This window comes from Streptomyces sp. NPDC017202 (genome assembly GCF_044331705.1).
Taxonomy (GTDB): Bacteria; Actinomycetota; Actinomycetes; order Streptomycetales; family Streptomycetaceae; genus Streptomyces.
Window position 1 is genome coordinate 1 of record NZ_JBIRNP010000043.1, and the last position, 14,876, is coordinate 14,876.

General features: G+C 75.4%; 8 protein-coding genes and 2 pseudogenes. 1 reads left to right on the forward strand and 9 read right to left on the reverse strand.

Annotated elements, in window-relative coordinates:
• Positions 1-278, reverse strand: a pseudogene (locus ACH4N1_RS34765) (hypothetical protein); the annotation flags it as partial.
• 681 nt (positions 279-959) lie between these two features.
• On the opposite strand from ACH4N1_RS34765, the gene ACH4N1_RS34770 reads away from it, so the two are divergent.
• Positions 960-2,765: a B12-binding domain-containing radical SAM protein gene (locus ACH4N1_RS34770; RefSeq protein ID WP_398104496.1), complete on the forward strand. Its 1,806-nt coding sequence runs from the start codon at positions 960-962 to the stop codon at positions 2,763-2,765.
• 30 nt (positions 2,766-2,795) lie between these two features.
• Here the strand turns inward: ACH4N1_RS34770 and ACH4N1_RS34775 are convergent, their stop codons facing one another.
• From ACH4N1_RS34775 to ACH4N1_RS34810, 8 genes and pseudogenes are all read right to left on the reverse strand, one after another.
• Entirely contained in the window at positions 2,796-3,749 is a 954-nt protein-coding gene (locus ACH4N1_RS34775; protein ID WP_398104498.1) for a DMT family transporter, read from the reverse strand.
• Positions 3,750-4,260: 511 nt separating this feature from the next.
• On the reverse strand, positions 4,261-5,406 hold the full coding sequence (locus ACH4N1_RS34780) for an RNA polymerase sigma factor (RefSeq protein ID WP_398104510.1): 1,146 nt from the start codon (positions 5,404-5,406) through the stop codon (positions 4,261-4,263).
• Between the two features lie 8 nt (positions 5,407-5,414).
• A complete protein-coding gene (locus ACH4N1_RS34785) occupies positions 5,415-5,822 on the reverse strand; it encodes a YciI family protein (protein ID WP_398104500.1) in 408 nt (135 codons plus the stop codon).
• A gap of 688 nt (positions 5,823-6,510) precedes the next feature.
• Positions 6,511-8,250: a protein kinase gene (locus ACH4N1_RS34790; protein ID WP_398104502.1), complete on the reverse strand. Its 1,740-nt coding sequence runs from the start codon at positions 8,248-8,250 to the stop codon at positions 6,511-6,513.
• A 595-nt stretch (positions 8,251-8,845) separates the two neighbouring features.
• Positions 8,846-10,057, reverse strand: a complete 1,212-nt coding sequence (locus ACH4N1_RS34795; RefSeq protein ID WP_398104504.1) for a globin domain-containing protein — start codon at positions 10,055-10,057, stop codon at positions 8,846-8,848.
• A 584-nt stretch (positions 10,058-10,641) separates the two neighbouring features.
• On the reverse strand, positions 10,642-11,412 hold the full coding sequence (locus tag ACH4N1_RS34800) for a phosphatase PAP2 family protein (RefSeq protein ID WP_398104506.1): 771 nt from the start codon (positions 11,410-11,412) through the stop codon (positions 10,642-10,644).
• A gap of 2 nt (positions 11,413-11,414) precedes the next feature.
• Complete coding sequence (locus ACH4N1_RS34805) at positions 11,415-12,368, reverse strand: YihY/virulence factor BrkB family protein (RefSeq protein ID WP_398104508.1); 954 nt, start codon at positions 12,366-12,368, stop codon at positions 11,415-11,417.
• A 760-nt stretch (positions 12,369-13,128) separates the two neighbouring features.
• A pseudogene (locus tag ACH4N1_RS34810) lies at positions 13,129-14,709 on the reverse strand (diacylglycerol kinase family protein); the annotation flags it as partial.
• Positions 14,710-14,876 lie beyond the last annotated feature (167 nt).

A 14,876-nucleotide genomic window follows, 5' to 3' on the forward strand; every position in this document is an offset into this window, starting at 1 on the left:
GCCGCGGTGGCGGGAGGGGTCGTCGGCGAGACCGAGGCCGAGGGCGAGGGCGTGGCCGTGGGCTTCGCGGTCCGCGCGTCCCGCCCCCGGTGTCCGTCCCAGGACGCCTTCCTCGCTGCCGTCCAGGAGTTGCTGGACGTGGCGGTGACGGACGCGGCTCCTGCGTCGCCCCTGCAGGCCATGGCGGCCGACGGCACCGCCACCGCGCCGATCGCCAGGACGGCGACGGCCACGGGCCGGCGGCGCGTCTTCCTGCGGTGCTTCGGGTGGTTCCTCATGCGGACCTCGTTCGGTCGAGTCTCCTTGCGCCTCCGCCCGGCCCGGTTTCGCACAGACACCGTGCTTGACCTGCGGGGACGCCCTTGCGGGGCCGTCATTGTTAAAAGCCGCGCGCGGGCACGGCAACGGGGGCCCGCACTACCTCGCCTAGTAGGCGGGGGGAGCCTTGAATCCGGCCCGGGATTGTGCCGGGCCGCCGCGCCGGACGCCGACGGCGCCTCACACTCCGTCAGCAGGACGGCAGCGGCGGTCCGGCGGCCCGGGGCCGGTCCCCCGGCCGGCAGCGGCGGCCGGGGTGCCGCGTATGCCTGCTTCCGTACGCCAGATCCGCCTATGTCGCCCGCATGCCACGTACTATCGCGGCACGTTGACGGGGATCGGGCACGTGAGGGATGTCACCGGCTTCCCCCGCAACCGTTGGGGTGTCGCGGCGTGCGCGGCGATGCGGAAGGCGGCCGCTGCGTACCCCGCAGGGCGCCGCGTTGCCGGCCGGCCGGGGGTGGGGGGCGTGCCGTCGTTCTCGGGTGCCGCCGTGGTCTGCGGGGTGCCGTGCGGCCCGGGGGGGCCGCTTCACGCCATTTCCGGGGGAACGCCGCTCGGGGCGGTGTGCGGCACGCCACGATGGCGGGCGAACTCCCGTCCGTATCGGTCCGTCGGTCAACCGGTCAGAAGGAGCGCTCGTGACGCACGCCGTGCCCCCCTCACCCGTGGTCGTGGAGAATCCGGTCGTCGCGTTCTCCAGCGCCCCGCAGCGCCCGCCCCTGCGGCATCTGGGCAGGCCCTCCCTGCGCACCTCGGTCTCCGGCGCCCGGCGGCGCGCCCGCGGTGAGGCGCCCCGGGTCCTGCTCGTCGTGCCCTCCTACACGCGGGTGGTGGAGCCCTCCCCCGAGCGCAGCAGCTTCCGGGCGCTCGGCCTGGACACCTTCGAGGTCATGAAGCGGGCCGGCACCCCGATCGGGCTGTTGCGCATCGCGGCCAACGCCCGCCTCGCCGGCTTCGCCGTGCGCATCGTCGACTCGCCCTTCGCCGGCTGGGAGCAGGAACGCCGGCTCGTCGATCTCGGCGGCGGCAGCCACCTGGTGCGCTACGGCCTCGACGACGCGCAGCTGCGGGCGGTCATCGAGGAGTTCGAGCCGGACGTCGTGGGCGTGCAGTGCATCTACACGGTCCAGTGGGGCAACGCGCGGGCCCTGGCCGACCTGGTCAAGGACATCGACCCGGCGATCGTGACGGTCACGGGCGGCGCCCATCCCAGCGGGGACTGGCAGTACGCCGTGCCGGACTCCCCCTTCGACCACGTCGTCATCAACGAGGCCGACCAGACCTTCACCGCGCTGCTGCGGGCGCTGACCGAGGAGGGCGGCGACATCGACGCGGTGCCCGGTGTCGCCTACCGGCGGGCTGACCTCGCCGTGGTGCGGACCACCGCCAGGTCGCCGTACATGCGCATCCTGCCCCAGCGGCAGGGGCTGGAGCAGCGCCTGGGCATGATGCCGCTGCCCGACTTCGCGATGCTGGACATGCGCCAGTACGAGCAGGCGTACCACTCGTCGGGCCGGCGGGTGCGCGAGTACGGCTCCTGGGCGCAGATCTTCTCGACCGTCGGCTGCAACGTGGGCTGCGACTTCTGCTACATCCCGATGGTGAACGGGCCCTGGCGGGCGCTCGGCCTGGACTGGTTCGACCTGCACCTGGCCGAGATCACCCGGCAGGGGGTGAGCGAGGTGCTCCTGGAGGACGACCACCTGCTGCACGACCCGCTGTACGCGATGCGCGTCTTCGAGCTGCTGCGCAAGCACGACCTGCCGTGGGTGGAGGAGGGCGGCCTGAGCCTGTTCAACCTCGTCCTGCTGCACCTGGGCGAGGAGTTCGCGAGCGGCATGGACGACGCCGAGCGGCGCAACCCCAACTTCCGCAACGTGCTGTCCGCGATGCGTTCCGGGCTGACCTGCCGCGACCTGATCAGGGCGATGGCCGACGGCGGCTGCTACAGCGTCTACCTCGCCGTGGAGAGCGCCAACGAGGAGAGCCTGGAGCAGTCCGGCAAGCCGCGTCTGAACGCCTTCCAGAAGGCCACCGGCGAGATCGTGGAGATGTTCACGCAGTACGGCATCCAGGTCACCGGCGGTTTCATGCTCGGTTTCGTCAACCCGCCCGAACGAAAGGGGGGCGAACCGTACATCGAGTCGCTGGAGCAGATCGAGAGGACCGTCGACTACGCGGTCACGCTCATGGGCCACGGGATGGCGTACGCCAACCCCTTCATCGTCACCCCGCTGCCGGGCACCAGGATGTGGGACTTCCAGAAGGACTACGTCGTACGCCACTACGACAACGGCTGGTCGCACGAGAAGGCGACCATGGCGACGCAGAAGTGGAGCGCCGAGGACATCGAGCGCATGCGGCTGGAGCTGCTGGTGCGGGCCAACGGCGCGGACAAGGTGACCGAAATGGTCCGTCGCGGGACCTGGCCGGTGGACGCCTGAGGGGTTCGCGGCGCGGCGCGCGGCCGGCTCTCAGTCCCGGCGGCGCACCGCGCGCAGCGCGTCCGCCGAGGCGAGCAGGGCGCCGCCGGTGATCAGCGCGCAGGCGGCGGCGACGGGCCAGCTCGCGTCGGCCCGTCCCGTCGCGATCAGCAGGGCGGTGGACAGCAGCGGGGCGAAGTACGACAGGGTGCCCAGGAGTGGGATGTCGCCGTGCTTGGTGGCGTGGTCCCAGAGGTAGAACGCGCCGCCGACCGGCCCGAGGCCCAGCGCGAGCACCGCGAGCCACTGGCCGGCGTCGGGCCGGACGGTGTCCTCGAACAGCAGATGGCACACGGCCGCGAGCAGCGCGGTGGCCAGGCAGAAGAACGCCACCGTGTCCGTGGGGACCGTGGGGTGGCGCCGGTTGGCCACCGAGTACGCCGACCACACCAGGGCGCAGACGGCGGCCGCCGCGTACCCGGGCAGGTGCTCCCCGCGGAACTGGACGCCCTGCCCGCCCGTGACCAGCAGGAAAGTGCCGGCGAGTCCGCCCGCCGCGCCCGCCGCGTGCCACCAGCGCAGCCGTTCGCCCGGCAGCAGTGCGCAGAACACGACGATCAGCAGCGGCCACAGGTAGGCGATGAGGCCGGCGTCGACCGCGGGGGCGTTGCGCAGGGCCACGAAGTAGAAGAAGTGGTAGCCGAACAGGCCGCCGACGCCGAGCGCCCAGGCCCCGCGGGGCACCGCGCGCACGAGGACCCGGCCGCCGCGCAGCGCCCGGGGCAGTCCGAGGACGCCGCCCACCGCGAACGCCGTCGCGGTCAGCTGGAACGGCGGGATCGGCCCGGTCAGCGTGGTGAACAGGGCCAGCGACGCCCACAGCAGCACGGCCCCGGCGCCGATCGCGGTGGCCCGGAGCCGGTGCGCCGCACGCGCCGCGGCGTCGTGCTCCTGCCCCGGCGCCGCGGCGCCGGCTCGCGTCTCCCGAGCGTCCCGAGCGTTCACGTGCTCTCCCACCCGCCGCCGGTGCATGACGGCCTGTCACTCTGCGGTCCCCCGGGGCATCGTAGAAAGGCGCCTCGCGCGGACCCGCGCTTTCCGGTCAGCGGGCAGGGGGCCGGCTGACCGGCAGGGTGGCGCCGCGTGGGGCTGCCCGTCCCCGCGCCCCGATCGGGAAACCCCTACGCCCGGCCGCGGCCGGGCACGGCACCGCGTGCCCGGGCATCCGCCCTCCCCGCGGCCGGGTCCGGGCCCGCCAGGGTGCTTCCCGTGGGGCAGGCGGGGCGGGGGGATGCGGGGTGCGCCGGCCCGGCACGCATCCGCCGCGCGCGCGTGCGTGCGGCGGCGCGGGGAGGCCCGGGCACGGGGGGCCCGGGGGCGGGGGGCCCGGGCGCGGGGAGGCCCGGGCGCGGGGAGGCCCGGGCGCGGGGAGGCCCGGGCGCGGGGAGGCCCGGGCGCGGGGAGGCCCGGGCGCGGGGAGGCCCGGGGACGGGGGGCCGGGGACGGGGGCGGGGCGTCAGCGGGGCCGGCGGGTGTTGAGGCGGGCGGCCTGGCGTGTCAGGTGGTCGCGTTCGGCGAGGTGGGGTGCCTTGTGGGCGGCCTCGGCGTACAGCCGTGCCGCCGTCGCCACGTCGCCGGCGCGTTCGTGGAGGTAGGCCGCCGCCGCGGTGTGGCGGGGCAGCGAGGCGTCCAGTTCGGCGAGTGCCGCCAGGCCGGCGCGCGGGCCGTCGGCCTCGCCGACGGCGACCGCGCGGTTGAGGCGGACGACGGGGCTGTCGGTCAGGCGCGTGAGCTCGTCGTACCACTCGACGATCTGCACCCAGTCGGTCTCGCCGGCGGTGGGCGCGTCGGCGTGCAGGGCCGCGACGGCGGCCTGGGCCTGGAACTCGCCGAGCCGGTCGCGGGCGAGGGCCGCCTGCAGGATCGCGACGCCCTCGGCGATCGAGGCGGTGTCCCACCGGCCGCGGTCCTGCTCGGCCAGCGGCACCAGGCTGCCGTCGGGGGCGGTGCGGGCGGCGCGCCGGGCGTGGTGGAGCAGCATGAGGGCGAGGAGCCCGGCCGCCTCGGGGTGGTCGACGCGGGCCGCGAGCCGGCGGGTGAGGCGGATGGCCTCGGCGGCGAGGTCGACGTCGCCGCCGTAGCCCTCGTTGAAGACCAGGTAGAGGACGCGCAGGACGGTGGCGACGTCGCCGGGCTGGTCGAAGCGCACGCCGGCCACGGTGCGCTTGGCCCGGCTGATGCGCTGGGCCATGGTCGCTTCGGGCACCAGGTAGGCGCGGGCGATCTGGCGGGTGGTGAGCCCGCCGACGGCGCGCAGGGTGAGCGCGACCGCCGATGCCGGGCTCAGCAAGGGGTGGGCGCACAGGAAGTACAGCTGGAGCGTGTCGTCCGCCGCGGGCGCGGGGCCGGGTGGCGGTTCCTCCTCGACGCGCTCCTCACGCCGGCGGCGGGCGGTGTCGGCGCGGGCCTGGTCGAGGAACTTGCGCCAGGCCACGGTCACCAGCCAGCCCCTGGCGTCCCGGGGCGGGTCGGCCGGCCAGACGCGCAGGGCCTCCACGAGGGCGTCCTGCACGGCGTCCTCGGCCGCCGCGAAGTCGGCTCCGCGGCGGACGAGGACGGCGAGCACGCCCGGGGTGAGGCTGCGCGGCAGGGCCTCGTCCATCGCGGGGGTCACTGCGTGATGGTGGGCGGCGCGGTCAAGAACGGGCGCAGCTCCAGCCACTCGTGGATTGGCCTGCCGCCCGCCCCGGGAGCGGCCGACAGCTCCCCGGCCAGCTCGACGGCGCGTTCGTGGCTGTCGACGTCGATGACCATCCAGCCGGCGATGAGGTCCTTGGTCTCCGCGAAGGGCCCGTCGGTGACCGGCGGGCGCCCCTCACCGTCGTAGCGGACCCACGTTCCCTCGGGGGCGAGCGCCTGGCCGTCGACGAACTCGCCGCTCTCCTGCAGCCGGGCCGCGAAGTCGTTCATGTACTGCACGTGGGCCGAGACCTCCTCGGGGCTCCACCGGTCCATCGGCACGTCGTTGACCGCGGCCGGGGCGCCGCGGTAGTGCTTGAGCAGCAGGTACTTGGCCATCGTGGTTCTCCTCGGTGCTCGTAGGGCCCATTGTGGCCGCCTTCACCCCGGGGACGGAGCCGGACACGGGTTCTCGACATCGCCGGACGGCCGGTGAAAAAAAGATTCTTGAGGGCCGGAGCCGGGGCCGGGGCCGGTTCGCCACGCAAGTGCGCGCACCGCGAGCGGCGAAACCGGAGTGCGGGCGCATGTGGCCCCTCGGGCCGGCGCGGTGGCGCGGGCGGCCGCCGCCACCACGACGGGGACCCCTGATGACGGCCGCACGCCGCTGCGGACCGGTCGCGCTGCACACGCCCGCCCTGGGCGCGGGCGCCGCCGCCGTCCTGGCACTCGCCGGCCGCTCCCCCGCCTCCCCCGGCCCGGACGGCATGGCGGCACGGCGGCACCGGCCGGGCGCCCCCTGGCCGGGGGCGGGGGCGGGGCTTTCGCGTTTCGGCGCGGCGTCGGACGGCTGCACGGCGTCGGACGGCTGCACGGGGTCGGGTCGTCGTGTGCCGCGGGCGGGGCTCCCCCCTGTGGGGGCGGGGCCGGTTTCCTTCGTCGCGGTGCGTCCACCCGGGCCCGCGGTCGGGCCGGTCCCGGGGGTGAGCGCCGTGCGGACGGCGACGGCGACGGTGGCGGCGGGGGCGGTGGCGGGGGCGGCGGTGCTGTGCGGCGGCGGCCGGGGAGCGCCGGCAGGGGCACGGTCTCAGTGCTGGGTGCCCGCGGCCCAGAGCACGGTCTCCCCTTCCAGGATGACGATGTTGCCGTCGCTCTGGAGCTTCAGCGCCGCAGAGGCGTGCCCGTTCGTCCGGCTCGCCCACACGGCCTGGTGGTGCGTGTCGTACACGACGAGATTGCCGTCGCTCTGGAAGTCGGCGCGCGCGCCGGTGCCCAGCGTCCGGGTCGCCCACCGTGCCTGGCCGCTCTCGTCGTAGGCGACGAGGTTGCCGTCGTGCTGCAGGACGAGCCGGATCCGTGCCGCGGCGACCTCCTCGCCCGGTCCCAGGGTCGTCGGCGCACTGATCACCCGCTCCGCGGGGACGCCCTCGCCCGCGCCGCCGCCCGCCGCCGCGCCGGGACCGGTGCTCTCCCGCGGCGCCGCGGGCGCGTCCGGTTCCGCGCCGGCGTCGCCGTCCGCGGCCCCGCCCCCGCCCGTGGCCTCGCCCGTGCCCGTGCCCTCGTCCGTGGCCGTGTCCTTGCCGGTGGCGTCGCCGGTGGCCGTGGCGCTCGCCTCGGCGCCGGAGCGTGCGCCGGCCGGTTCCTCCCCGCCCTGCCAGGGCTGGAGCACCAGCAGGGCGGCGGCCAGGACGCCCGCGCCCGCCGCGACGGCCGCGACGGTGGTGCGCCGGGGACCGCGCCGGTCCGCCCCGGGGGAGGCCGGCACGCCGGGTGCCGTGCCGGCCGGCTGCCGCGGACCGGGAGGCCCGCCCCAGGGGTCCGGGGCCGCGGGGCCGCCGGCCGGCAACGCCCGGGTCGGGGCCGCGGGCAGCACGGCCGGGACGGTCTCCACCTCGTGGGGCCGGGCGGCCGGGGCCGCCCCCGAGGCGTCCCGTTGCGTGGGGACCAGGGCGGGGGCCCCGGCCGCGGTGCCCGGCGTCGTGGCGGGGGCGGCGAGCCGCTGGTAGACGGGGTCGCCGGCCAGGGAGGCGGGCGACTGGCACAGCTCCACGATCCGCCCGGGCACCGGCCGCCGGGCCGGGTCGCGGTCGGTGCAGGCGGTGATGAGCGCGGCGAGCCCCGGCTCGACCCCTTCGACATCGATGTCGCCGTGGACGGTGCGGTAGGCGACGGCGGGGAAGGCGCCCTCGCCGAACGGCGGCCGGCCGGTCGCCGCGAAGGCCACGGTGGCGCCCAGCGCGAACACATCGGCGGCGAAGCCGACCTCCTCCCCGTCGAAGGCCTCCGGGGCGGTGAAGCCCGGGGTGCCCGCGGTGAGGCCGGCCTGGGTCAGGGCGCTCTGCCCGCTCCCGCGGGCGATGCCGAAGTCGATGAGCTGGGGGCCGACCGGGGACAGGATGATGTTCTGCGGTTTGACGTCGCGGTGCAGCACCGCGTGGGCGTGGATGTCCGACAGCCCTTCGGCCAGCGCCGCGAGCAGGCTCCGGCACAGCGGCGCCGGCAGGGCGCCCGACGCGGACACCGCGGCGTGCAGGGTGCGGCCGGGCACGTACTCGGTGGCGAACCAGTACGGCGCGGTGTCCAGACCGCAGTCGATGACCGAGGCGGTGTAGGCGCTGCGCACGGTGTGCAGGGTGTCCACCTCACGGCAAAAGCGTTCCAGGGCCCTTTCGTCGTGGGCGAGTTGACCGCCGATGACTTTGACCGCGACCGGGCGGCCGCCGGGGGTGCTGGCGAGGTAGACGGTGCCCATGCCACCCGCCCCGAGGCGGCCGGTGAGACGGTAGCGGCCGATCCGGTCCGGATCGGCGTCGGTGAGCGGGTGCACGCGCGGGATTCCTCCTGGAACGATCTGTCCGGCCGCACGACCGCCGTGCGCCTGCCCACCGTGGACCGATGGCTCGCGGTGGCACGCGCCGCCCGCGCTTCGCCGTGCGTGGCCGATGCGCCCTCTCCCCCGCGGAAGCGCCGGTGAGCGGATCATACTCCAGCACCCGTACGGCAGTTCGGCGGCCGAACCGCCCGGCAGCCCTGCCCGCCAGGGCACCCGCACGGCGCCCGCACGGCCGGGGACGCCGGCCTCGACGGCGGGGCCCGGCCCCGCCGCGGCCGCACCGCCGACGGGGCCGTTTCCCGACACGCCCCGGAAAAGGGGGGGTGGGGGCCCCGCCGGCGATCCGAGCATGCCCCGTTCGACGCCATGATGTACGCCGCCACGCCACACGCCGCCACGCCAGGACCTGGCGGGGGGGGCGTCCGTGGACCAGCTGCTGCGAGTGATGAACGTCTGCGGTGACGCGGCCGGGGCCGGTGAACGGCCCCCACGCTGCCCGGGTTTCGTGCCCGGGACGCGGGCGACGGGCCGGCCCTTGCCGGTCCCGGCGTGAGCGACGGGCCGGACGCCGGACGCCGGACGTGAAGAGCTAGTCCAGGTCCGCCTGCCACAGGTCGGGGCCGAAGACCTCGTACTGGATGTCGCGCGGTGCGACGCCCCGTTCGAGGAGCCTGCCGCGCACCGCCTGCATGAACGGCAGCGGGCCGCACAGGTAGTACAGGGCGTTGCCGGGCAGGTCGACCGCCGCGGGGTCCATCAGCCCCTCGAAGACCCCGTCGAGGGGTTCCATGCTGCGCGCGTTGTTCTCGTACCAGGCGTACACCGTCGCCCGCCGCAGTTCCAGGACGTCGCTGACGACCTGGCGGCGCAGGGGGAAGGAGGGTTCGTCGAGATCGGCGTGCAGGACCGTGATGTCCAGCCCGGATCCCGCCTTGGCCAGGTGCGAGAGCATCCCGGCCACCGGGGCGATCCCGATGCCCGCCGTGGCGAACACCACCGGCCGTCCCGAGTCGTCCAGGACGACGTCGCCGTACGGCACGGACAGGGTCAGCACGTCGCCCACGCCCACCGCGTCGTGCAGGAGCGTCGACATCTCCCCGTCGGGCTCGCCGCCCTCGCCGCGGACCCGCTTGACCGAGAACTGGCGGTGTTCCCCGTCGTCGGCCCGGGTCAGGCTGTACTGGCGCGGCTGGAGCACCCCGTCCGGCATCGTCATGCGCACCGTCACGTACTGGCCGGGCAGCGAGGTCTTCACCAGGCGGTCGTCGGTCCGCTTGACCACGAAGGTCACCACGTCGCGGGTCTCGCGGATCTTCTTCTCCACCCTCCACTGCCGCCACACCGTCTGCGGCCTGACCCCGCGCGCGCTGTACAGGCCGCGTTCCTGGTTGATCAGGGCGTTGGCCATCAGCCAGTAGACCTCGTCCCAGGCGGCGGCGACCTGCGCGGTGACCGCGTCGCCCAGGACGTCGGCGATCGCCCACATCAGGTGGTCGTGGACGATCCGGTACTGGTCGGCCCGGATACCGAGGGAGGCGTGCTTGTGCGCGATCCGCGAGAGCAGGTGCTCGGGGATGTGCTCGGGTGACTGCACCAGTCCGCTCGCGAACGCCGCGACCGATCCGGCCAGTGCCTTCTGCTGGTCTTTGTGGGCCTGGTTGCCGCGGTTGAAGACGCCGTTGAGGAGTTCCGGATGCGCGGCGAACATGTGCCCGTAGAAGCGCTGCGCGATTTCCGCGATGTGGTCGGCGACCACCGGCAGGGTGGCGGCGACGACGGGCCGAGCGGTGTCCGAGAGCATGGCGGGTCCCTTGGGGGAGGACGGGTGGATCCGGGCCCGGTACCCCGCGGCGCGGTGCTCACCCGCAGCCGCCGAAGCGGCCGGCCCGAACCGGCGGGCGGGACGCGGCCGACCGGCGGGGACCGTCACGGGGGCGGGGTCGTGTCGGGCGGCGGCGGGACGCGGCCGGCGGCGGCCGCTGCTCCGGGGGGGGGCGGCCTGGTGCAGGTGCCGGGGCCGGGATCCGGGGTGGTCACCTCAGGCTATGACGCGCTCCGGGGCCGGGCCAGTCGGCCCCGGCCCGGCCAGACCGGGACGGCCAGACCAGACCGGGACGGGCCGGGACGGGACGGGCCGGGACGGGACGGGCGCCTCGCGGGGTGGACGACCGCCGGGCCCGGGCCGGCCGCCTCGCGTCACGGCCGCCTCGCACCGCGGTTCCGCGGTGGCCGCGGTGGCCGCGCACCGTCCGCCGTCCGCCGTCCGCGGTGTGCGGTGTGCGGTGGGCGGTGGGCGGTGGGCGGTGTGCCGCTGTTGGTGGCGGGGCCCGCCGGTCCCGCATGCTGCGGCCGGCCGCAGCCGCCGGCCAGCGGTCCTGTCGCCGGTCAGGGCTCGGGGCGGGCGTCGACGAGTTCGGGCTCCAGTCCCCCGCTCACCTCGGCACGGCCGCGGCCGGCCTCCGCGCGCCAGGCCTCGAAGGCCCAGGCGGTGAGGGTGACGACGGCCAGCCCCAGCAGCCAGCCGCCCACCACGTCGCTGAACCAGTGCACACCGAGCGCGATCCGGGTGAAGCCGACCCCGAGCACCGACACCACGGCGACGCCCCAGCACAGCGGCCGCCGGGCACGCGGCACCAGGGGCAGCAGCACCAGCAGCAGGACGGCGAAGGACGTGGTGGCCGTCATCGCGTGGCCCGAGGGGAAGGAGAAACCCGGCGCGTGCGCCACCGGATCCTCCAGGGAGGGCCTGGCCCGCTCCACGACCGTCTTGACCAGCAGCCCGGTCAGGCCGCCGGCCACGGCCGTCACGGCCGACCAGGCGGCCAGCCGCCAGGCCCTGCGGTACAGCAGCCATACCGTCAGCAGCGCGACGGCCGTGCGCAGGACGGCCGGGTCCCAGACCCAGTCGGACAAAAAGCGCAGCACACGCGTCCACCCCGGATGGGCCAGGGCCGTGTGGTGCAGGCGCCGGGCGGCGCCCGCGTCCAGGCGGCGCAGCGGCTGCCACCGGCCCTCGACGAGGACGAGCAGCAGGGCGAAGGGCACCGCGGCGACGGCGGCGACGGCGGCCGCTGCCAGCAGGCGGGCGCCGAACCTGCGGTCGGCCGCCCCACGGCGGCGGTCCCGAAGGTGCAGGACCGCGGCTCGCACCACCATGTTCACACTCCCGGGTCGGGTTCGATCGGGTCGGAGCGCAGCGCCCGCGCGGCTTCCAGCTGCGCGGCGAACGCCAGCCCGAGGAAGAGGGCGACGGAGGTCAGATAGGCCCACAGCAGCAGCGACATGAAGGCGCTGAGGGGGCCGTAGACCGTGTCGAAGGAGCCGCTCAGGCGCAGGTACAGGCTCAGCAGCCAGGTCAGTGCCGTCCACAGCACCAGATACACGGCCGCGCCGAAGGCCAGCCAGGTGTATCCGGGCTGTCTGCGGCGCGGCGAGCGGCGGAAGATCACGCTGGCCGAGATCAGGGCGAGGAGCAGCCCGAAGGGCCAGCGCAGTATCTCCCAGGCCGTCCGGGCGTCCTCGTCGAGCCGGTACACGCTCACCGCCGCGGACGCCAGGTCACCGCCGGCCACCATGACGATGAACCCCGCCCCCAGAGGCAGCCCGGCACTGAGAGACATCACCAGACCGCGCAGGTACTTCTGCCCGAAGGGGCGGTCGCGCTCGTTGCCGTAGATCCGGTTGGCGCCCCGCTCCACCTGGCACATCGCGGTGGTGGTGTTGGCCAGGGAGAACACCAGACCGAACCAGAGCGCGACCTTCGCACCGTCACCGGCCGTGCGCCGGCTGCGGTCCAGCGCGTCGTCGACCACCCCGGCACTGGGGCCCTCGGCCAGCCGGTGCACGGTCAGTTCCACGACACGGCCGATGTTCTCGGTGTGCAGCGTGGTGGACAGCCCCACGAAAGCGATGGCCAGCGGGATCACCGACAACACGGTCTGCAGGGCCAGAGCGCGGGAATGGGTGAAACCGTCGGCGTAACGGAAACGCACGAAGGCGTCCCGCAGCAAGGCCCAGCGGCCGTAACGGCGCAGCGCCGCCAGCGCCTCGTCGGCGGACAGTTCCTCACCACTCATGTCACGGGTCTCGGGGACCGTGGCCGCGGTACCCATGTCAGCGGCCCGCGGCGGGCAGCAGCACGCTCAGCACGCCCGGCCTGACCTCGGCGGTCAGACGACGCCCCGCGGTCACCGGGTCACCGTCGAGTTCCCGGGACTGCGCGGAGTCGAAGACCAGCTCGGCCCGCCGGAACGTGAAAAACTCCACCGCGGCCCCACCGCCCCCACCCTCACCCACCACAGCACGCACCCCGGCACCCGCCACCCCCGTACCCGCCACCCCCGTACCCGCCACCCCCGTGCCCGCCACCCCGGTGCCCGCCGCCCCCGTGTGCACGGCAGCGGTATGGGCAGCGGTGCCCGGCGCCGCCGTGCGCGCGGCGGCGGTGTGCGCCTCCGTGCGCGCCTCAGCGGTGCGGGCCGCCGCCGTGTGCGCGGCAGTGGTGCCCGCCACCGCCGTGTGCGCCGCGGTGGTGCCCGCCGCCGTGTGCGCCGCGGTGGTGCCCGCCACCGCCGTGCGCGCCTCAGCGGTGCGGGCCGCCGCCGTGTGCGCGGCAGTGGTGCCCGCCACCGCCGTGTGCGCGGCGGTGGTGTGCGCGGCAGTGGTGCCCGCCACCGCCGTGTGCGCCGCGGTGGTGCCCGCCACCGCCGTGTGCGCGGCGGTGGTGTGCGCGGCAGTGGTGCCCGCCACCGCCGTGCGCGCCTCAGCGGTGCGGGCCGCCGCGGTGTGCGCGGCAGTGGTGCCCGCCACCGCCGTGTGCGCCCCGGTGTGGGCGGCGGCGGTGTGCACCGCGGTGTGGGCGGCGGCGGTGTGCGGCCGGGGCCGCTTCGCACGGCCGCGCACCAGCACCGCCAGCGCCCGTATCCAGCCCCCCACGCCGCGCGGGTCGAGGATCAGCAGATCGAGCAGGCCGTCGTCGGGACGGGCCGCGGGCAGCAGGGTGACCCCGCCCTGCACGGTCCCCACATTGCCCACCAGCACCATGCGGGCCCTGCGCCGCACGGCAGGCGCACCGTCCAGACGCAGCGTCACCTCCATCCGGGGAGTACGCAGCGCACTGATACCGGCCAGCACGTAAGCCGGCCAGCCCAGGACCGACTTGGCGCGCTCACCGGTGTTCTCCATGACCGCGGCATCCAGGCCCGCACCCGACATCGCGGCGAAATGGGTGGCGGGAAGGCCGTCACCCTCGATACGGCCGAGGTCGAGGCGGTGGGCAGTGCCGCGCAGCGCGGCGTCGAGCGCTTCGGCGGGGCTCAGGGGCAGTCCGAGGTTGCGGGCCAGCAGATTGCCCGTGCCGCACGGCACCACGGCCAGCGGGACACCGCTGCCCGCCAGGGCGTCCGCGGCCGCCCTCAGGGTGCCGTCGCCACCGCAGACCACGACCAGTTGCGCACCGTCCTCGAGGGCGCCGGCCGTCTGGCCGCCACCGGGATCCTCGGCCGTGGTCCCGACGAACACCGGCGCATGGTGAGCGTGGTCCTCCAAAACCTGCCGCAGCGCTTCACGATCGGCCCCCGTGGTCACCGTGGGGTTGAAAACGACCACGGTGCGGCCCGGTTCCGGTGTGCCCGGGCGCTCTCCCCTGCTCGCCGGGAACGACACCGGAACCCTCCCGGCCGGCCCGGGCACCGCCGGCCCGGGCACCGCCGGCCCGGGCACGGCGGCGCCGGCGAGCAGGGCCCGCCCCACGATCAGCAGGGACATGCTGCCGTTGGCCAGCCCGCCCACCACATCGGTGGGGTGGTGCATGCCCCGGTACAGACGGGCGACGGCGACCAGCACCGGCACCACCAGCAGCACCACCCCCACGATCCACCGCCACGGCCCCCGCAACCGGGACAACACCAACACCGCCAGCCCGCCGTAGAGCGCGGTCGCCGCCCCGGTATGACCCGAGGGGTAACTGGACGTGGGCGGAGAGGCATCCAGACGGCCCACCTCCGGCCGGTGACGGTCCACCGCCCCGGTGATGACCAGGAACACCAACGACTGCAGCGACACCGCGACGGCGAGGAAAGCAGCCTGACGCCACATCGGCAGACGGGGTATCAGGAGCAGACCCACGCACGCCAGGACCGTGACAGCGACCACCGTGAGGGTGTTCCCCGCCTCCGACACGAACAACGACACAGCGGTCAGGACACCGGTCCTGGCCTGTGCCAGACCCTCGTTCACCTCGTCCTCGGCCCTCAACGGCCACCACCCCCGGGCAGGCCCCGTGATCAACAACCCCCACCCCACCATGAACCCACCCTGACACACCGTCAACACAGCAATACGAGCGGCAATCCCACCGACACCCCCAGGCAACCCGAACAAGCGACCAGCCCGGCCGGCTCCCACTCCCCCACCACAAACCCCAGCCCGTCTCTCCGGTGCGGCGGTCGGCATCAAGTCTCCCTCGGGTAGGCACGGTACGACGTGTCGGCCCGCACTGTCGGGCCGATGCACCGCCGCATGCCCCCGATACGGGCGCGCAGACCTGCTCCTGGTGGCCTCCGACGGTGTCGTGGACGTCCGGCGTCCTGCCGCGGCGGCCGGTGTGACATGCGTGGTGC